The following is a 20,776-nucleotide window of genomic DNA, read 5'->3' on the forward strand; positions in this document are numbered from 1 at the left end:
CACTTTTTTTATGTCTTAATATTTGTGCATAAAAAATATGCGGAATAAATAACACATAAAAAGGATATTCTATGAAACGGTCAAACATTGCTTTAGCTATAACATTATCAATTTCAGCATTATTTCTTACAGCGTGTAATGACGATGATGATAATTACACCGGAATAGATACAAATAAAGCCTATGTCTCTGAAAGTAATTACGCAATTGATAAAGTTGATAATGCCTCAACGATCAAAGTAATGACTTATAACATGGCAAATGTTCAAGGAAAAACAGCAACTGCTACAGCAATGGTATTGTTTCCAAAAGCTACACAACCGAAAGATGGTTATCGCGTAGTAGTATGGGAACACGGAACTGTTGGGGTGGGTGATGGTTGCGCACCAAGTAAAAATACAATTAATCCGCGATTTAAAATCCTTGCTGAGTCTTTGTTAGCAGCAGGTTATGTGATTGTGGCACCAGATTATGAGGGATTAGGTACACAAGGGGTGCATCCGTACTTAAACTTATCAAGTGAGGCAAAATCAGCCTTAGCTGCAGTTAAAGCAGTAAAAGAACATTATGGCGCTCAATTAAAAGGTGACTGGATGTCGATTGGTCAGTCTCAAGGTGGGCATGCATCTTTGGGAACTGCTGAATTTGCTAATACTGATGCAAGTTATAAAGGTGCTGTAGCTGGTGCACCTGCATCAAGCTTAGGAACAATTATTCAAATTTATATTGATCCCGCAATGAATCAAGATAGTAATTTTGCAGTTAGTAAGCTAGATCAGGCAATTAGAGCGCGTAGACAGATTGATGCAGCGATTGCTGCAGGGCAAATGTCTCCAAATGATCCACTGGCGCTTGCTGTACCTACAATTGATAAAACTGCAGAAGGATATGCCGAATTATTAGCATATGCAGCTTTTGCTAGTGCAGGGATTAAAGCACAGCAACCAGACTATGACTTGAAGGCAATTTTTACTTCAGGAGCGGCTGATATTGCAGAATTGGCTTATGGTCGTACAGGTGATGATGGTGCATGTTTAAGTTATCCTGCACCAGATAGTGCTAATGGCTTACAAGAAAAGTTTAAAGCGGGAATCTTAGCTTTCTTGGCTGACCCTGCACATCAAATTACCCAGTACGGTATTGATCTAAATAAATTTAAAGGAGATCAAGTTGTTCAACGCTTCTTGACGGCGACTCAACCTGCGACGAATGCTACAGCCGAGAAAGTTATTAAAACACCAGTATTCATTATTCAAGGTGAAAAAGATCAAGCTGTATTGCCAGTAGTTACACAAGGCTTATTTGTCAATATGAAAGCTAATGCTGTGAAATTCTTCCCACAAGCAGGCTACGATAAGGGTTATAAGCTAACTATTGTACCGAATGCGACCCATACTCAAGCAATTATATGTGAAAATGCCAATGCTGTAGATTTCATTCAAGCTAATATGTCAGCGGGTACGGGTATTGTGCTGACTGATGCACAGAAAGATGCTAGCCAAAGCCCGCACTGTACAGGTAAGTTCTAAGTTTTATTTAACTAGCATTTAGCTTAAGAAAAGAGCCTTTATATAGGCTCTTTTTTATTATATTGTTACGTAGCTTAAAATTAATGATGTTCGAGTTTAAATCACTTATGAATCAGCAATCAGTTGAAAAAAAATCTGTTCCTTGGTTATTAATGGGAGTAGGTTTACTCATTCCTTTTCTGATTATAGGAATTCTTTTCTTTGCTGCGAAAAGCGATGCGAAAAATAAAAAACAATACGAACAGCAGCGTTTAGAAATGGCAAAAAGAATCGCTGAAAAAGAGGCTGCAAATTCAGAAAAGAAATAACAGCAGCTTGTTAATGAATATCCTTTTGTAACTGGCGTATGGTAGGAATATTCGTGTAGCGCTTTACTAGGTAACCTGCTTCAGTAAGCATTTGATCACGAACACGGTCTTCTTCTATTTTTTCAAGATGGGTAGGGTCATCTAGCTCAATAATAGCAATCACTTCCATCTTGTCATTTAGCACGACAAAGTCAGTGACTTTACGGTTGAACTGACTACGAATTTTATAGTCATTACTGGTAATTAAAGCACTAAAAGCCACTTGTGCTAATACATGATAATTTGGAAAACTTTGTTTTAAACGGATAAACATTTGAGTTTCAAAGTTTGTAATGACAGGACGGGCAAAGAATTTTTGTTTTGGAAATAAATAAGGGCGTAAACAAACGAGAAGAAAAATACAGGTGCTTACGCAACCTAAAACAATAAAAAATAAGTGACTCGATTCGAACATGGGAAAGCATCATACAAATAAAAACCCACTCATGATGAGTGGGTTTTTAAGAATCTTGGCTCTCCCACCTGGGCTCGAACCAGGGACCTGCGGATTAACAGTCCGTCGCTCTACCGACTGAGCTATGGGAGAATCTGGAAAAGGATTTTAGGCAGGAAAGGGGGCTGGGTCAAGCCTTAATGGCAGAATTAGAGAGAATATCTAATCGTTTGGTTTAAAAATACTCGATACGTTGATTTTATTAAAAATAATAAAAGTATTAAATGATAAAAAAGAAAAAGCCCGCAATAAATGCGGGCTTTTAGAATCTTGGCTCTCCCACCTGGGCTCGAACCAGGGACCTGCGGATTAACAGTCCGTCGCTCTACCGACTGAGCTATTGGAGAATCTGATGCGCATTTTATGGATGAAATCTAAAACCGTCAATAAGAATATTAAAGAAAATGAATCGTTTGCTTGATTAATATGCTTTTGTGGTATTAAAAATAAAAAAACCACCCGAAATAGGGTGGTTTTTTATAAAGAAATAAAATTATTTCTCTACACCTGCTGGTTGACCTGCAAGTTTTGCATTTGCATAGTCCCAGTTCACAAGGCTTTCTAAGAAAGTTGCGATATATTTAGGACGTAAGTTACGGAAATCGATGTAGTAAGCGTGTTCCCATACGTCAATTGTTAATACAGCAATTTGACCATGTGCAAGTGGAGTGTCTGCATTAGAAGTTTTAGTAATAGAAAGTTTACCGTTTACTTCATCAGCAACTAACCAAGCCCAACCTGAACCAAATTGAGTTGTCGCAGCAGCAGTAAATTCTTCTGCAAATTTTTCGTAACTACCAAAAGCTTCGTCAATTTTAGCAGCGATTGCGCCAGTAGGCTTACCACCACCATTTGGCTTCATAGAATTCCAGTAGAATGTATGGTTCCAAACTTGAGCAGCGTTGTTGAAAATACCAGCTTTAGATGCATCACCAGCAGTTGCTTTGATGATTTCTTCTAAAGTTTTACCTTCAAGGTCAGTTCCTTTGATTAAGTTGTTTAAGTTAACAACATAGGTATTGTGGTGTTTGTCGTGATGGTATTCTAAAGTTTCTTTACTAATATGTGGCGCTAAATCATCATAGCCATATGGAAGTGCAGGTAAAGTAATGGTTGTCATGTTCCTATTCCTTGCATTTGCTGGGTTATACAATTAAGTGGCTCTATTGTAAATGATTCTGGTCACAATAGGGCATCGTTTTAAAGAACTATACACAATAAAGATCTAATTAATACGCATAACACAGATTGAAAAAAAGACTTAATTAAATCGGATTATTCAATTCAAAATATTCACTTTCAACTGAGAACTGTTTTGAGATCGCTTGTGCCAAACGTTGAACACCATAACGCTCAGTTGCATGGTGACCACAAGCAAAATAATGAACACCTAACTCTTTTGCTTCATAAAAAGTTCGTTCACTGACTTCACCTGAGATATAAGCATCACAATTTTGCAAAGCCGCTTTAGCAATAAAATCTTGAGCCCCACCTGTGCAGAAGCCCACTTTTTGAATGCTTTGTTTTTCTGCTGGCAAATGAATCACCTTAAAATCAAAACTGTTTTGTAGTTTTGCTTTAAATTCATCAACAGAAAGCGCTTGTTCTAAATAACCAATATTGCCAATTGGATGTTTCTCGGCTAAATCGAGTGGTTCTAAATTCTGCAAGTTCAGTTTTTCTGCAATAGCCACATTGTTGCCTAAAGTTGGGTGGGCATCTAAAGGTAAATGGTAAGCAACTAATGAAATATTATTTTGGATGAGTTTCTTAATGCGATTGCCGCGCATTCCTGTAATTGGATACGGTTCGCCCTTCCAAAAATAACCGTGATGTACGAGTAATAGATCTGCATTCTGAGCAATTGCAGCATCAATTGCATCTTCGGAAGCAGTAACCGCACAAAGAATATGTTTTACTTCAGTTGAACCTTCAATTTGCAGGCCATTAGGTGCGTAATCTTTAAATTCTGCTGCTTTTAAGGTTTGGTCGCACCACTGAATAATTTCATGCAAATTTGCCATGATATTTCCTGAATTGAGTAGTAAATAATTGCTAAAGCTATAGAAACATATTTTGTTGTGTAACTAAAGCTAGACAAATCTTTTTTGACTTTTTTATGTATATCGACATATTTAATTTAAAATGCTTAACTGAAAAGTCTTTTTGTTCAATATATTAATTTAATTAAAAACTTCTTTGCGTAGAGGATATGAACGTGCGCCGCACCTTTACATGGTTACCTTGGGTGTTACTTATTATTGTAATTGCCAGTTTTATTGCATGGCAAAAATACCATCAGCCGAAACCAACTGTTGCAGTTGATGGGGTGCAAATGCCTGCTGAGAAAGTTGAACCATTGGTTGATACTTCACGAACGGGCGGGGTGGTATCTTATAGCGCTGCGGTAAAAGTTGCAGCGCCAGCCGTTGTTAATATTTTTACGACCCAGAAAGTTAAACAAAATCATCCATTATTAAGTGATCCTGTCTTCCGCGAATTTTTTGGAAATCAGGTTCCTGAACAACAACAGCAAAATGAAAATAGCTTAGGCTCTGGGGTTATTGTACGAGCTGACGGTTATATTCTTACGAATAATCATGTAATTGCTCAAGCTGATCAAATTGTGGTGGCTTTACATGACGGGCGTCGTGCAGAAGCAACGATTGTGGGTACAGACCCTGATACGGATTTAGCCGTAATTAAAATCGATTTAGATAAATTACCTGTATTGCCATTTAAGCTAAGTGGCAATGAAGTAGGTGATGTTGTCTTGGCTATCGGTAACCCATTTGGTGTAGGGCAAACGGTAACTCAGGGTATTATTTCTGCGACTGAACGCTCTGATTTAGGTATCAATACCTATGAAGATTTTATTCAAACGGATGCTGCGATTAACCCAGGTAACTCTGGCGGAGCATTAATTGATGTGGCTGGGAATTTAATTGGTGTAAATACTGCTATTTTCTCTCAGTCAGGTGGTTCTTTAGGAATCGGTTTTGCAATTCCAGCTAAAGTTTGCCAACAAGTTTTAAACTCAATTTTGAAAGATGGCCGTGTTGTCCGTGGATGGTTAGGTATTAGTTTAGTACCCCCTACACAAGAAGATGTATTAGCGCCGAAACAGCAAATTGGGGTAGTAGTTGCAGATGTCTTGAAAAGTGGTCCAGCTGCGTCAGCAGGTATTAAAATTGGCGATAAAATTATTCAAGTTAATAATGAGCCAATCACTTCAGCATCTCATTTGATTAATTACGTCGCATTACAATCGCCTAATAGCGAAATTAATGTAATGGTTGAGCGAGATGGGAAGCAACAAAACTTTGTGGTGACAGTAGGGGAAAGGAAAAACCAAAATACTCAATCACAATTTATACCACTGCCTAAACAGTAAAAGTAAAAGTAAAAAAGCCTCTTAGTGAGGCTTTTTTATTGGCTTGAATTAAGAATGAGAGGGCGCTTGATGTTGATGTTTAAACTCAGTTAAAGCATCAATGCGATACTGAATTAGCATTTCACCAATCTCAGCACCTTTAATATTCTCAGGTAAATCCTGAACTTTAATAGAGCGAACGATTTGCATCGCGTCTAACATATATTGAGCTTGAGGATAAGGGCGGTCTTCTAAACCTAGTCTTCCTTTAGCATCACATTCACATGCTTGTACAAAAGCTTCTACTCTCTCAGGACGGCGTAAGACATCTAGACGCTGTAATAAACGCCATACAGTTCCAGGTTTTAATGACATAATCTGATGACATTTTAGATGTTCTTTACACACCGAGAGTGCCAACTGTCGAGTTTGAGTAGGAACTTTTAAACGTTCACATAGCTCGGTAACGGGTTTCACCCCACGTTCTTCATGCATGATATGGCGAGGCAGTTCATTAACTGGAGTTAATGCTTTACCTAAATCATGTACTAACACAGCAAATCGAACATCGAGCGAGTAATTGGCCTTACAAGCTTGCTGTAAGGACATTAATGTATGTATGCCACAATCTACTTCTGGATGATATTCAGGACGCTGTGGAACACCAAACAAAGCATCAATTTCAGGAAAAAGATGTTTTAAGGCACCGCAATCACGTAATGTTTGGAAATAAACATCGGCATTATCTTCTAAAAGTGCACGTGAAGTCTCTTTCCATACACGCTCTGGCGTTAATGCATCTAGTTCACCTGATTCTGCCATTGTTTGCATGAGTTCTAAGGTTTCAGGTGCAATATGAAAACCATATGAAGAATAACGCGCTGCAAAGCGTGCAACACGTAAAACACGTAAAGGATCTTCAGCAAAAGCTTCTGAAACATGACGTAAAGTTTTATTTTCTAAATCGTTTTGACCGCCATATGGGTCATATAGTTTGCCATCTTGATCCATTGCTATGGCATTGATGGTTAAATCACGGCGAATTAAATCTTCTTCTAAACTTACAGTAGTATCGGTAAAAAATTGGAAACCGTGATATCCCTTACCGGACTTTCGTTCAGTACGTGCAAGTGCATATTCTTCTTTCGTTTCAGGATGAAGAAACACAGGAAAATCTCTGCCTACAGGTTGAAAACCTTGGGCGAGCATGTGTTCCGGCGTTGCACCGACCACAACATAGTCTTTTTCTTGATAGGGATGCCCAAGTAAAGAATCACGGACAGCACCGCCTACTAAATACACTTGCATGAAAAAACCTCTATTCTTCAAGCAATCATGCTACAGAATAGAGGTTTTCTCAAGTCATTAGAGAGGCTTTTCGTAAAAAGCGGTTTCTAAATTACTTTTCTTGTTGTTGGATTTCAGCAACAGTTAAAGCAGTCATATTGATAAGACGACGAGTGGTTGCAGTCGGTGTCAAAATATGAACAGGTTTAGCAGCACCTAACAAAATTGGACCAATAGTAACGTTGTTACCAGAAGTCGCTTTCAATAAGTTAAATGAAATATTTGCTGCATCTAGGTTCGGCATAATGAGCAAGTTTGCAGAACCTTTAAAACGTGAACCTGGGAATGCAAATTGACGAATATTTTCGTCTAATGCTGCATCACCGTGCATTTCACCTTCAACTTCAAGCTCAGGAGCTTGCTCAGATAAAATACGATAAACTTCACGCATTTTTTGAGCACTTGAATCAGTTTGATCACTACCAAAACTTGAATGAGAAAGTAAGGCTACACGTGGAGTAATACCAAAACGACGTACTTCTTCAGCTGCTAAAATAGTCATTTCAGCAAGTTGTTCAGCAGTCGGGTTGGTGTTTACGTAGGTATCTGCAATAAATAAATTACGATCTTCAAGCATTAATGCATTTAATGTGAAGAAGTTATTCATGCCTTCTTTAAGGCCAATCACATTGCGTACAAAGTCGAGGTGAATGTTATAGCTACTATAAGTACCACATAACATACCGTCTGCTTTACCGAATTTAACCAGTAAAGATGCAATTAAAGTAGAACGGCGACGAGCTTCACGTTGAGCATATTCAACAGTAATGCCTTTACGTTGCATTGTTTGATAGTAGTCTTTCCAAAACTCTTCATACATCGGGTTTTGTTCTTGATCTACGATCTCAATATTTACACCGTGTTGTAAACGTAAGCCTAATTTTTTGATATTAGCTTCAATTACAGCAGTACGACCTACTAAAATTGGTTTAGCCAAGTCTTCATCAACTGCGATTTGCACTGCACGTAATACGCGCTCATCTTCACCTTCAGCATATGCGATGCGTTTAGGATCTGTTTTTGCTTGAGCAAAAATCGGTTTCATCAAGAATGCAGAGTTATAAACAAACTCAGATAGTTTTTGACGGTATGCAGAGAAATCTTCGATCGGACGAGTTGCAACACCTGAATCCATTGCAGCTTTAGCAACAGCAGGGGCAATTTCTAAAATTAAACGTTGATCAAGTGGACGTGGAATTAAATAATCACGGCCAAATGAAGCAGATTTTTCACCATAAGTAGCTGCATCAGCTTCTACATGTGCCATACGTGCAATTGCATGTACACATGCAATTTTCATTTCTTCATTAATCGTCGTTGCACCAACGTCAAGTGCACCACGGAAAATGTAAGGGAAACATAATGCGTTGTTTACTTGGTTTGGATAGTCAGAACGACCTGTTGCCATAATCACGTCTGGACGTACTTCATGTGCATGTTCAGGTAAAATTTCTGGATCTGGGTTTGCCAAAGCAAAGATAATAGGGTTCTCAGCCATCTGTTTCACCATTTCTTTGGTGAGAATACCAGCAGCAGAAAGACCCAAGAACATATCTGCACCAGCCATTACTTCATGAAGCTGAGATGCAGTAATGTCTTGAACATAACGTTTTTTAGATTCATCAAGTCCGTCACGAGAAGTCGTTAATAGACCACGAGAATCGGCAACAATAATATTTTCTTTTTTAGCACCAAGTGCACAAAGCAAGTCTAAGCATGAAAGTGCTGCTGCACCTGCACCTGAAGCTACAATTTTGATTTCATCAATTTTTTTATTTACAAGTTGCAATGCATTGAGCAAAGCTGAACCTACAATAATACTTGTACCATGTTGATCGTCATGGAATACAGGAATTTTCATACGTTCACGAAGTTTCTTCTCAATATAGAAACATTCTGGCGCTTTAATATCTTCGAGGTTGATACCCCCGAAAGTTGGCTCAAGAGAGGCAACAATATCTACAATTTTATCTGGATCGTTTTCTGCAATTTCGATGTCAAATACGTCAACACCAGCAAACTTCTTGAATAAAACCCCTTTACCTTCCATTACAGGTTTAGAAGCTAATGGTCCAATATTACCTAAACCAAGAACAGCTGTACCGTTACTGACTACGGCAACCAAATTTCCGCGAGCTGTATATTTAGCAGCAGTTGATGGATCACGTTCAATCTCTAAACATGGCGCAGCAACTCCTGGTGAGTAGGCTAAAGCCAAATCTCGTTGGTTGACAAGTTGCTTACTTGGGGTGACGCTGATTTTCCCTGGGTTTGGATATTCATGGTAATTTAAAGCGGCCTGTTTTAAAGATTGATCGTCCATCTGAGTCTCTATTTGATACAAAAAAGCAAACTAGTCAAATCGCTCATTTAGGGAGAGGCAACGCGGCTCTTTGACTATGCTTTAATTTTTACCAATTAAGAGAATAGTAGACGAATTGCCAATAGCCCCGTGGTGAGCTAAATGCTAAAGAATATAACACTACTTCTTTATTTCTCACAGTCAAAAACGCTCATTTTTGGAAAAAGCAGCATAGGTAAAATAGATGGCCAAAACAGTTAAGAAATATGTGGATTTGTTTGTAGATAAGGGATGATCTGCTCGGCAGGGATTGGACGACTAAAGAAATAGCCTTGTAAAAAATCACATTGTTGTTTTTGCAGATAGGTTACTTGTTCTTTTGTTTCTACGCCTTCAGCAACCAGTTTAAGCCCCATACTTTTACCCATTGCGATCATTGCATTCACAATCGCTTCTTGTTTATGGTCACCAATTTTAGAAATAAAAGCACGATCAATTTTTAATACATCAATTGGGTACTCTGTCAGGTACGCCAAAGAAGAATAACCCGTACCAAAGTCATCTAGGGCAATTGAGATATCTCGTTGTTTTATCGCGTGTAATAGTGTTTTTACGTTATCAGTATTATCTAAAAGGGCTGACTCGGTAATTTCAAGTTCAAGATCTGAACCTTGTATATTATATTTTTGCAAAACCTCGTCTAAATCACTGAGTAATAAGCCTCGATGTATCTGTTGCGCCACAATATTTACAGAGACTTGAATGTTGATATAGCCTGCATTTTTCCACTCTTGTAGTTGCTTTCCAACTTTATCTAAAACAACTTTACCAATGTCTGAAATTAGGCTGCTACGCTCAGCAAAAGGTATAAACATATTCGGCATGACTAATCCTTTTTCAGGATGTTGCCAACGAATGAGTGCCTCAAAACCAATAATGGATTGATCTTGTAGACTAATTTTGGGTTGGTAATAAACTACAAATTCATTATTTTGAATAGCTTTGCGTAATTCTTGTTCTAAATCGGCAGTTCTATATGGGTGATCTGTTTTATTGCAGTAGTAAGAAATGGTATTGCCTCCTAAACGTTTTGCCTCTGAAAGTGCTTGCTCTGCATGATGGTTGAGATGGTCAATTTGTCTGCCATGTTCAGGGAAACATGCCACACCAATAGAAGCAGTAATAAAATATTCGTGATTATCAATATAAAATGGTGCGTTTAGCGCTTGCAAAATATTTTGGCAATATTGCTCAATATTTGGATGAATTGGTGAAATTTCATAAATAATTGCGAAATCATCACTATTTAAGTAGGCGACTAAAATTGCATTGATATTGATTAAGCGTAATCTTTGTGCGAACTGTTTAAGTAGTTCGTCACCACTATCATTATTTAAAAATTCATTAAAAGCCCGGAATCGGTCAATATTGACTCGTATTAAAGCTAAATTTTTAATGTTATATGAAGGGTTTACAAGATATTGGTGTAATTGATTGTAATAGTAAAGACGATTAGGGAGGTGAGTGAGACTGTCGTAATTTTTTAAATAAGATAGGTGCTGCTCTTGACGCTTCTGCTCAGTGAGATCGCGGGCAAATCCAATGTAATTGGTAATTTGATTGAACTCATCTTTGACGACATTGATATGCAACCATAAATAGACGCTTTTGCCAGAATTAAATTTTTCGTCAAACTGGCCCATGTATTCTCCTGTCTCGAGGAGTTGCTGTTTTATTGATGTATGAAATTGTTGTTGTAATTCTTTTTGATTACTTGTAATGCTAAATAACTCTTTATTCAGAAGTTCTGCTTTAGTAAATCCGGTCAATTTTTCGTAGTAAGGATTAATATTAATATAGTTCAGATGTTCATCTAAAATAAATATTCCTTCTGCTGCTTGCTCAAGCACAATAGCAGATAGCCTTAGATGTTCTTGGTCTTTTTTCTCTTGATGTATATCTCGGGTCATTCCAACCATACGAAGCGCTTTTTGTGTTTTAGGATCTCTCGTGATGACTCGACCTACATCATGAATCCATCGCCAAGAACCATCTCGACGTAAAATGCGAAAATTGATATTAAAATGATCTGTAATACCTTCCAAATGTTGTTTTAAACGTTCTTCAAAAAGCTTTTTATCACTTGGATGGATCCGATCTAATATCGTATGAAGATGAATAACAGCAGTCTGACTTTGCTTTTGTTGATCAAAAAAAGTAATTTCTAACTTTTGATGTTCAATATCCCAATCCCAAGGCCGGATACCTGCAGTTTCATGCGCAAAAGCTAAATTGTAGTGATGGCTTTCGAGTTGCTCATTCATTTTGGTGAGATCATAAGTACGTTCACGTACTTTTTGCTCAAGTAAATGATTGTTGAACTGAAGTTGGGCTTCAATATCTTTAGACTTATTTACTTCTTGCTGGAGCTGTACACATAATTCTTCAGCCCACTGAGTATGTTGGTCTGAAATTTGAACAAGCTGTTTGTTTTTAAGTAATAGTTGAGAAATTTTTTGGTAATTACGTTGAGTTGCGTATGCACAAAGTACTGTTGCTACAAAGGTAAGGTTATAGGCAAAATAAAATGGTAATTCAGTAATGGAGTTGTGTGTGAATTGAGCGAACAATAACGGCAAAGTACTAGGAATAAATAAGAGATAAAAGTATCGAGGTTGTTGCGTTAAAAATGTAAGGCCAATGATATGAGCAGAGGTAATAAATAAAGCAATTAAAATATGAGCATCTGGTAGTGCAACTAGCTCAGGCGGAAGATAAAAATGAATAATCGTGACATTTATTCCCATTAAAATGCCAGATAATAAACAAATACTTTGTAAGACACGATCAGCTTTTTTTGTGAAGTCGATAGTGCGGTAGTGAGTTAAAATATTTGGAATAAATAATAAGCAGATAAAAGAAATAATAGTCAGTCCAATAGACCAGCTAAATATTGTTATTACAGAGGAAAAATAATAAGAAAAAATACCATATGAAATAAGGCACAATAATATCAGGCTAATCAAATACCAACGTATATATTGAGTTGAAAGTTTCAGCTGTTCAATTTTTGTTTGATGCTGTAGATATTCTTCCTGAAGCCCAGACATAAGATTTTTCTATCCTATTTTTTTTACATATATACAGAAAGAATCTGATTTATCAGTGAAAAAGAATTTGAAATTTTATTCATACAATAAAAGTAAATTAACTTTAAATCACGATTTAATCAATGTTCTGAGAACTTAGGTGGATAAAAATCGATAATTTAAGATAGACAAGGCAACAACAGGGGCAGTTTCTGTACGTAAAACACGGTCACCAATGCACCAGTTCATGAAACCAGCTTGATTGGCTTGCGTAATTTCATTTTCACTTAGTCCACCTTCTGGGCCAATTAATAGGGCAAGTTCAGGTTGTATTCCTGCCAATACATCTTTTTGTTCTTTTTCAGGCGCTAAAACAAATTTAGAGTGAGGAAGTTCAGACGAACTTAACCATTCATGAAGGGAAATAGGTGCTAATACTTCTGGCACTAAGTTCAAGCCACATTGTTCACATGCTGCAATTGCAACTGCTTGCCAGTGATCTAATTTTTTTTGATCTCGATCGTATTTTAAGCGCATTTCACAACGCTCACTGGTCAATAATTGAATTTGGCTTACACCCAGCTCTGTGGCTTTTTGAATAGCATAATCCATTCGATCGCCTTTACTCATAACCTGACCCAAAACAACTTTAAAAGGGGCATTACGGTTTGCAGGGTTAAAATTTTCAATTGTGACAGACGCATTTTTTTTATTAATTTCGGTCAACGTTGCGAGATATTCACCACCTTGTCCATTAAATAAAGTCGCTTGTTCTTGTAGTTGTGCACGTAAAACACGTACCCAATGATGGAATACTGATTCTGTCAGTTGAATTGTTGAGCCAACTGTAAGTTCAGTTTCGATAAAAAAACGATTCATTGGGTACGCCTTACAAAATTAATTTAAACCAAGGTCAACAACAAGCTGACGAGTTGGTTCGACTTGATTCATTGAGTAGAAGTGTAAGCTTGGTGCTCCACCTGCAATAAGGCGTTCGCATAGCTTAACAACAACTTCATGACCGAAAGCTTTAATGCTTTCACTGTCATCGCCATAGGCTTGTAACTGCTTACGGATCCAGCGAGGAATTTCAGCACCCGTACCATCTGCAAAGCGAATTAAATTACTTGCATTGGTAATAGGCATGATACCAGGAGCGACAGGAATGTTAATTCCAGCTTTATCTAAACGCTCTATAAAATAAAAGTATGAATCTGGATTAAAGAAGAATTGGGTAATTCCCGCATTGGCACCAGATTGTACTTTTTCAATAAAACGTTGAATGTCCGAATCAAGGTTTTCAGCTTGAGGATGCATTTCTGGATAAGCTGCAACTTCAATATGAAAATGATCACCTGAGTGCTCACGAATAAAACGTACTAGATCCTGTGCGTAAGGAAGTTCCCCAAGTCCAACCTGACCAGAAGGCAAGTCACCGCGTAAAGCAACAATACGATTAATGCCTTGCGCTTTATATAAATCCAGTAACTCAGCAATACGAGCTTTATCATCACCAATACAAGAAAGGTGAGGTGCAACTGGCGTACCTTTACCGTTAAAATCTTCAATAGCAGCAAGAGTACGTTCGCGAGTAGAACCACCAGCCCCATAAGTAATCGAGAAAAACTCAGGGTTTAATAGTTGTAATTCTTGGTGAACAATACGAAGTTTTTCAGCACCCCCATCAGTTTTTGGTGGGAAAAACTCAAAAGAAATAGGTGTACGTTTAGTCATGTCAAATCCTTGTAAACAGCGAAACATTTTTAGAAAAAAGGGCAGTCGGTTCACCGTCTGCCCTTAATTTCTTAGTATTTGTAAGCGTCAGATTTGAATGGTCCCTCAACAGCAACGCCTAAATAATCGGCTTGCTCTTGAGTTAACTGAGTAAGTACACCACCGAAACCTGCAACCATTGCAGCAGCAACTTCTTCGTCAAGTTTCTTAGGAAGAACTTCTACGCGAATTTTTGCAGCTTTTTCATTTGCAGGAAGGTCAGCAAATTTCTCTTGGAATAAGTGAATTTGACCTAAAACTTGGTTAGCAAAAGAACCGTCCATCACACGTGATGGGTGACCAGTTGCATTACCTAGGTTTACAAGGCGACCTTCAGAAAGAAGGATAAGGTAGTTGTTTTCGTCTTCTGAACGATAAACTTGGTGAACTTGTGGCTTAACTTCAACCCACTTGTAACCACGTAAATAAGCCGTGTCGATTTCTGTGTCGAAGTGACCAATGTTACATACAACTGCGCCAGCTTTTAAGCTATCTAACATCGCTGCATCACACACGTGGTAGTTACCAGTTGTTGTTACAACAAGGTCAGTATTGCCAAGAAGATCGTGGTTAATATCTTCTTTTTTACCTGTTTGTACGCCATTTTTGTATGGAGATACAACTTCATAGCCATCCATACATGCTTGCATTGCACAAATTGGGTCAACTTCAGTTACACGAACGATCATGCCTTCTTGGCGTAAAGATTGAGCAGAACCTTTACCTACGTCACCATAACCAACTACAAGTGCACGGCGGCCAGACAAAAGCATGTCAGTTGCACGTTTGATTGCGTCATTTAATGAGTGACGGCAACCGTATTTGTTATCGTTTTTAGATTTAGTCACTGAGTCATTTACGTTGATTGCAGGAACTTTCAAAGAACCGTCTTTCCACATTTCGATAAGACGTTGAACACCTGTTGTAGTTTCTTCAGTAATACCGTGAATACGTTCTAAAAGAGCAGGGTATTTTTCATGAACAAGAGCAGTTAAGTCACCGCCATCGTCCAAGATCATGTTGGCATCCCAAGGTTGACCATTTACATTGATCTGTTGTTCAAGGCACCATACATATTCTTCTTCAGTTTCGCCTTTCCAAGCAAAAACTGGAATACCGCGAGCAGCAATTGCAGCAGCAGCGTGGTCTTGAGTCGAGAAAATGTTACATGATGTCCAGCGTACTTCAGCACCTAACTCAACAAGCGTTTCAATAAGAACCGCTGTTTGAATGGTCATGTGAATACAACCAAGAATTTTTGCGCCAGCAAGTGGTTTAGTCGCTGCATAGCGTTTACGTAAGCCAATCAAAGCTGGCATTTCTGCTTCAGCAAGTTTGATTTCTTTACGACCGTAGTCAGCAAGTGAGATGTCAGCAACTTTGTAATCTGTAAATGAAGCATTAACCGCGTTCATCAGGATCTCCTAGGAAAAAATAGTATTGATCATTCTGTTCGCGGATGCCGTTGTTGGTTAAAACGAGTGTTTAACCGATCGTCGAGCCTGGCAAATTGATCTTTAGTGCCGATCATTTGTCGCAGCATCCCTCGACTAGCGGGACATTGTACTTGGAAAAGCTTTTAGTGCCAATCCAGTTTTGTTTATTATCTGCGTAATTATTACTTTAGATTTCAATTATGGCAGTAAATATCCCCGAAGTATTAGCGAACCTTGAAGCCAACTGTGGCGTATTTGCAGTGTGGATGGTACTTCAGCATCATGCAGTGCAAATTGATGTGGCCGAGTTGATCAAAGTTTGTCGACACGATGAAGGAGGGACCTATACGATTGCTTTAGCCGTCGCTTTAAAAAAACTCGGATTTGAAGTGTCATTTCATTCAGATGAAGACCCTAATATTAGCGCAAGTGAACGAATGAGCTATAAAGAAACAAAGGTATTGAAAATTCCAACTGGACCAGCGCTCAGCTATCAAGATATTCAAACTGCAATTGAAAATGGAAAAATGGTGATTGTCTATTACGATACTTTAGCAGGTGTCGGAAATCAGTCACTTATCTATTCTATTGACTCAAATGAAATCTGCTTTTTTGATAGTTTTAAGCCGATGTCAGCGGCAGTTTTTGAAAAGCAGCGTCAAGTAGAGGGGATTTGCCGTCAGGCTATTGTGATTGATGACCGTAATTTTCAGACATATTCGACCAAATTGAATTAGATTAAAAAAGAGCCAGTAGCGTGCTGGCTCATATTGAAGTTATTTTTGTTGATATTCCTGAATCACTTCTAAAGCAGCACGAAAAGCTTCTTGTGTAGCAGGCGCACCGCAATATGGCAGACTATGTAATAAAGTTTCTTGAATCTCTTCAACTGTACAGCCATTGTTGAGCGCACCACGAACATGGCCTTTGAGTTCAGTAGGTGATTTGAGTGCCGTGAGCATTGCCAAAGTAATTAATGAACGATATTTACGTGGTAGCACACCTTCACGCTGCCAAGTCGATCCCCATGCATGTTCATTAATCCAGTCTTGTAAAGGCTGGGTAAAGGGTACGGTATTTTCTTGGGCACGTCTTACAAAAGCTTCTCCCATCACCTCTGTGCGTACTTTTAATCCATTTTCGTAATCTTGCTTAGACATTAATTTCTCCTAAAAATAAAAGCGTCGATTGACGCTTTTATGGCTGTTTATTAATTAATCCCAATCAAAAGTGAACGCAATAGTGAATTAGTGGAGGCATCAGTCACTAAATTTGATGAGGGTTCGACAAAGGAAGATCCTTATTTAAATCCTCATCAAATACATCTGTAAGCATGCTATCGAATCGAATTGCGTTGTATTGCAATAATTGTTGGGCTTCACTTTCAGTAATAAAACCTTCTTTTATCGCTTGTTGAATATTCTCTTCGAAAGTCAGTCCTGTAAATTTGCCTTTAGATTCAGCTTTTTTAAACTTATCCCAAAGCGGCTCAAGTGTTCGTAGAATTTGGAAAGCATGCTCTAAACGACCCGTTACATCATCGGCTTTGGTTGAATAAAATACGTGATGCTTAAGTTGTTCTCTGAAAGGATGCTCTTGCATCATAAGTTCAGCGACTTGTTGTTTTAACTCATCATCTGGTTTTGAAATGACACGACCAAAAGGGAAACAGATCCATTTCACAAATGCTGCTGGAAGTTTGGCTGGAAAATTTTCAAATAATCCCCAAAATGCTTCCTGAATATTCAAGAACGCTTTTTGTAGCGCTAATTTAGCGTGAAGTTGTTCAGCTTCAGTTTTTTGTCCAGCTTCATAAAATTTTAAAATCGCAGTAGAAATAAAGAGGTGCGCGTGAATATCTGCCAAACGGCCTGATAACATCTCTTTGCGTTTTAAGTCTCCTGCAAGTAAGCCAAGTGACATATCCGAAACAAGCGCGAAGTTGGCACTAAAACGGTTAATCGTCTTATAGTAACTTGCGGTGAATTGATCTGCTGACTGAGGTGCATCGCTTGAGCCACCTGTCCAACCGTAAGCAAATGATCTAGCACCACGGTTAAAGGTATAGGCTAAATGTTTAAATAATAAATCATCGAATTTTTGAACCGCATTGGTTTTATCTTCAGACTGTAAAAATTGCAATTCTTCAAATAGGTAAGGATGACAACGCATTGAGCCTTGGCCAAAAATCATCAATGAACGGGTCAAAATATTTGCACCTTCTACCGTAATTGCAATTGGAATGGCTTGATAGGTAAGGGCAAGGAAGTTACGTGGTCCAAGTTGAATTGCACGTCCTCCCGCAATATCCATCCCATGATTGACAACTTTACGCATCGTTTCGGTTGCATAATATTTTGCCATGGCAGTCATTACAGCAGGAGTTCCACCTTGGTTTAAGCCACATGTCACTAAATAACGGAATGCTTCAAGCATATAGGCATCGCTGGCAATTTCACTGGTCGCTTCTTGTACACCTTCAAATTTACCGACAGAAATATTGAACTGTTGACGAATTTTCGCAAAAGCACCAACAGTTAAATAGCTCATTTCACCTGCTGCTGTTGCTAAAGCGGGAAGGGAGATACCACGGCCCACACCTAAGCATTCCATGAGCATACGCCAGCCTTTACCGGCATTTTCTTGACCACCAATAATCCAATCAATAGGAATAAAAACATCTTCTCCTTCTACTGTTCCGTTCATAAATGGAGAGCCAGGATAATGACGTGCTCCTATTTTTACACCTGCATGACTGGCGGGAATTAAGGCACAGGTAATACCGTACTCTATTTTATTTTTATCGCCGAGTAAGCCGTCTGGGTCATAAAGTTTAAATGCAAGACCTACGACTGTGGCAATTGGGGCGAGGGTAATCCAGCGTTTAGAGAAATTCATGCGCAGCCCAAGAACCTGAGCACCTTTATATTCACCGTAGCAAACAACGCCCGAATCTGGAATGGCACCAGCATCTGAACCCGCTTCTGGACTGGTTAAACCAAAGCATGGAATCTCTTCACCTTTTGCAAGACCCGGTAAATATTGTTGCTTTTGAGCATCGGTACCGTAATGCATGAGTAGCTCACCCGGCCCCAACGAGTTTGGAACCATACAACTCACAGCAGTGGTGAGTGAGCGTGAAGCAATTTTGCTCATAATACGGCTTTGGGCAAATGAGCTAAATTCTTTACCACCAAAAGATTTTGGAATAATGAGACCTAAAAAACCTTTGTTTTTAATAAATTGCCAAACCTCTGGTGGAAGATCTTTTAAGTGATGATGAATTTCCCACTCATCTAGCATGCTGCAAAGTAGCTCAACTTCATTGTCGATAAAACTTTGTTCTTCTGCTGACAACGTTGGATAGGGATACTTTTCAAATTGCGACCAGTCAGGTGCCCCCATAAATAATTCTTTTTCCCACCAACTGGTACCTGCCTCTAAAGCCTCTTGTTCAGTCGTACTGATGCTTGGCATTGAGTTTGCTAATGTTTTATATGCAGGTTTGGTAATCAGGTTAAAGCGTAATGGTGCAAATAAAATAATGATACTAAGGGCAATGAGGGGAATACCTAAAATGAGAGCCCATGGCGTTACTATGAGTGCTGTAAATATAGCGACAGCAATCGTAATTACACTACCAATGATTCGATTCAGGTTAAAAAAGAAAATTGCCCATATTGCAAAAAGCTGAATGACAATGCTTAAAACAAAGAGTAGGAAAATCATACTTGCTCCTTGCTAGATAAGCCCTCATGTTAGAAGTTACAAAAAAAGCGAGGAGAGATTTAAGGCTTAACTAGCTAATTTTAATGCTGTTTAAATTTAATTTTTTATGTCGCAATTGATGTATATGCTAGAGCAGGGATATATCGTACTTTTAGGTATAAAATATTTTTAAGTGAAAGTGTAATGGCTTGTTTTATCGATTTGTCAAGAAATGTTATTGATTTTCTTATACAAATAAAAAGCCCTCTAAAGTAGAGGGCTTTCATTGAACTTTAATTTTTAAGCTTCGACAACTTGAACAGCAATTTTTTTAGCTGGATCTACTTTACGACGAACTTCTGGTACTGGTTCACCATGGTATTGACGATCAGCAAAGTAACTTGAACGAACCATTGGTGCAGACCAAATATTTTTAAAGCCAAGTTTACGGCCATGCTCTGCATAACGTTCGAACTCTTCTGGCGTTACAAAGCGGTCAATTGGTGCATGTTGTTTAGAAGGCTGTAAATATTGACCAATAGTTACATAGTCAACATCGTGAGCACGTAAGTCATCAAGTAATGCAATAACTTCTTCTTCAGTTTCACCAATACCGACCATCAAACCACATTTTGTTGGAATGTCTGGGCAGTATTCTTTAAACATTTTTAATAAGTTTAAAGAGTGTTGATAATCTGAACCTGGGCGCATCGCTTTATATAGACGTGGCACAGTTTCAATGTTGTGGTTAAATACGTCTGGCGGACATTCCGTCATAATGCGTAAGGCGATGTCCATACGTCCGCGGAAATCTGGTACTAAAATCTCAAGTAATGTATTTGGACTAAGTGCGCGAGCTTCTTTGATACAGTCCACAAAGTGTTGTGCACCGCCGTCAAGCAAGTCATCACGGTCAACCGAAGTAATTACTGCATACTTGAGTTTAAGATTAGCAATTGTCTCTGCCATGTGACGAGGTTCATCAGCATCGAGTGCATTTGGACGGCCATGTGCTACATCACAGAAAGGGCAGCGACGTGTACAAATATCACCCATAATCATGAATGTTGCTGTACCACCACCAAAACATTCAGGTAGGTTAGGACAAGCAGCTTCTTCACAAACGGTATGGAGTTTTTGAGCACGTAAAGTCGTTTTAATACGCTGAACTTCTTCTGGTGCCGTCATCTTGACACGAATCCAGTCAGGTTTACGCGGCACTTCAACCGTAGGTACAACTTTTACAGGAATTCTTGCGACTTTTTCTGCGCCACGAAGTTTTACACCCTGTTCAGGTTTACGGTGTTCTGACATATTTAACTTTTCCACTCGTTTATAGAGACATTGACATTGTATTATAGCGAACTTCTGTAGTTAATAGCGGAAAATAACTATTCATATAATAAATGTGGTTATTC

Annotated in this window: 16 protein-coding genes and 2 tRNA genes; 4 read left to right on the forward strand and 14 right to left on the reverse strand. The window is 38.5% G+C overall.

Annotated elements, in window-relative coordinates; all coding sequences use genetic code 11:
• The first annotated feature begins 71 nt into the window (after positions 1 to 71).
• Entirely contained in the window at positions 72 to 1,529 is a 1,458-nt protein-coding gene (locus F931_RS05535; RefSeq protein WP_016140437.1) for a lipase family protein, read from the forward strand.
• 107 nt (positions 1,530 to 1,636) lie between these two features.
• Positions 1,637 to 1,837: a hypothetical protein gene (locus F931_RS05540; RefSeq protein WP_016140438.1), complete on the forward strand. Its 201-nt coding sequence runs from the start codon at positions 1,637 to 1,639 to the stop codon at positions 1,835 to 1,837.
• Between the two features lie 10 nt (positions 1,838 to 1,847).
• Here the strand turns inward: F931_RS05540 and F931_RS05545 are convergent, their stop codons facing one another.
• The 5 genes from F931_RS05545 to F931_RS05565 all read right to left on the reverse strand — a co-directional run bounded on the left by F931_RS05545 (position 1,848) and on the right by F931_RS05565 (position 4,354).
• On the reverse strand, positions 1,848 to 2,291 hold the full coding sequence (locus F931_RS05545; RefSeq protein ID WP_016140439.1) for a DUF2726 domain-containing protein: 444 nt from the start codon (positions 2,289 to 2,291) through the stop codon (positions 1,848 to 1,850).
• A gap of 56 nt (positions 2,292 to 2,347) precedes the next feature.
• A tRNA-Asn gene (locus F931_RS05550) sits at positions 2,348 to 2,423 on the reverse strand.
• Between the two features lie 178 nt (positions 2,424 to 2,601).
• Positions 2,602 to 2,677: transfer RNA gene (locus tag F931_RS05555), tRNA-Asn, on the reverse strand.
• A gap of 146 nt (positions 2,678 to 2,823) precedes the next feature.
• On the reverse strand, positions 2,824 to 3,450 hold the full coding sequence (gene sodB / locus F931_RS05560) for a superoxide dismutase (RefSeq protein ID WP_000208083.1): 627 nt from the start codon (positions 3,448 to 3,450) through the stop codon (positions 2,824 to 2,826).
• A gap of 145 nt (positions 3,451 to 3,595) precedes the next feature.
• Positions 3,596 to 4,354: a Nif3-like dinuclear metal center hexameric protein gene (locus F931_RS05565; RefSeq protein WP_016140440.1), complete on the reverse strand. Its 759-nt coding sequence runs from the start codon at positions 4,352 to 4,354 to the stop codon at positions 3,596 to 3,598.
• A 194-nt stretch (positions 4,355 to 4,548) separates the two neighbouring features.
• On the opposite strand from F931_RS05565, the gene algW reads away from it, so the two are divergent.
• Positions 4,549 to 5,724, forward strand: coding sequence for a S1C family serine protease (gene algW, locus F931_RS05570; protein WP_016140441.1), 1,176 nt, complete (start codon positions 4,549 to 4,551; stop codon positions 5,722 to 5,724).
• Positions 5,725 to 5,772: 48 nt separating this feature from the next.
• Here the strand turns inward: algW and cca are convergent, their stop codons facing one another.
• From cca to ahcY, 6 genes are all read right to left on the reverse strand, one after another.
• Positions 5,773 to 7,011 (reverse strand): multifunctional CCA addition/repair protein, encoded by a 1,239-nt coding sequence (cca, locus tag F931_RS05575; protein WP_016140442.1) that lies wholly within the window; start codon positions 7,009 to 7,011, stop codon positions 5,773 to 5,775.
• Positions 7,012 to 7,102: 91 nt separating this feature from the next.
• Positions 7,103 to 9,373, reverse strand: a complete 2,271-nt coding sequence (gene maeB, locus F931_RS05580) for an NADP-dependent malic enzyme (protein WP_016140443.1) — start codon at positions 9,371 to 9,373, stop codon at positions 7,103 to 7,105.
• Between the two features lie 236 nt (positions 9,374 to 9,609).
• The gene (locus F931_RS05585; protein ID WP_016140444.1) at positions 9,610 to 12,462 is read right to left on the reverse strand and encodes a putative bifunctional diguanylate cyclase/phosphodiesterase; all 2,853 of its coding nucleotides are present in this window, start codon (positions 12,460 to 12,462) and stop codon (positions 9,610 to 9,612) included.
• Between the two features lie 135 nt (positions 12,463 to 12,597).
• On the reverse strand, positions 12,598 to 13,320 hold the full coding sequence (locus F931_RS05590) for a 16S rRNA (uracil(1498)-N(3))-methyltransferase (RefSeq protein WP_016140445.1): 723 nt from the start codon (positions 13,318 to 13,320) through the stop codon (positions 12,598 to 12,600).
• Between the two features lie 18 nt (positions 13,321 to 13,338).
• Positions 13,339 to 14,175, reverse strand: coding sequence for a methylenetetrahydrofolate reductase [NAD(P)H] (gene metF, locus F931_RS05595; RefSeq protein ID WP_016140446.1), 837 nt, complete (start codon positions 14,173 to 14,175; stop codon positions 13,339 to 13,341).
• A gap of 71 nt (positions 14,176 to 14,246) precedes the next feature.
• The gene (ahcY, locus tag F931_RS05600) at positions 14,247 to 15,629 is read right to left on the reverse strand and encodes an adenosylhomocysteinase (RefSeq protein WP_016140447.1); all 1,383 of its coding nucleotides are present in this window, start codon (positions 15,627 to 15,629) and stop codon (positions 14,247 to 14,249) included.
• Between the two features lie 221 nt (positions 15,630 to 15,850).
• Here ahcY and F931_RS05605 point away from each other — a divergent pair, with 221 nt between their 5' ends.
• The gene (locus F931_RS05605) at positions 15,851 to 16,387 is read left to right on the forward strand and encodes a cysteine peptidase family C39 domain-containing protein (protein WP_016140448.1); all 537 of its coding nucleotides are present in this window, start codon (positions 15,851 to 15,853) and stop codon (positions 16,385 to 16,387) included.
• 39 nt (positions 16,388 to 16,426) lie between these two features.
• Here the strand turns inward: F931_RS05605 and F931_RS05610 are convergent, their stop codons facing one another.
• The 3 genes from F931_RS05610 to lipA form a co-directional block, all read right to left on the reverse strand.
• A complete protein-coding gene (locus F931_RS05610; RefSeq protein ID WP_016140449.1) occupies positions 16,427 to 16,810 on the reverse strand; it encodes a carboxymuconolactone decarboxylase family protein in 384 nt (127 codons plus the stop codon).
• 106 nt (positions 16,811 to 16,916) lie between these two features.
• On the reverse strand, positions 16,917 to 19,379 hold the full coding sequence (locus F931_RS05615) for an acyl-CoA dehydrogenase (RefSeq protein ID WP_016140450.1): 2,463 nt from the start codon (positions 19,377 to 19,379) through the stop codon (positions 16,917 to 16,919).
• Between the two features lie 279 nt (positions 19,380 to 19,658).
• Complete coding sequence (gene lipA / locus F931_RS05620) at positions 19,659 to 20,672, reverse strand: lipoyl synthase (RefSeq protein ID WP_016140451.1); 1,014 nt, start codon at positions 20,670 to 20,672, stop codon at positions 19,659 to 19,661.
• Positions 20,673 to 20,776 lie beyond the last annotated feature (104 nt).

It is taken from the genome of Acinetobacter pittii ANC 4050 (genome assembly GCF_000399685.1).
GTDB classification, from domain to species: Bacteria; Pseudomonadota; Gammaproteobacteria; order Pseudomonadales; family Moraxellaceae; genus Acinetobacter; species Acinetobacter pittii_E.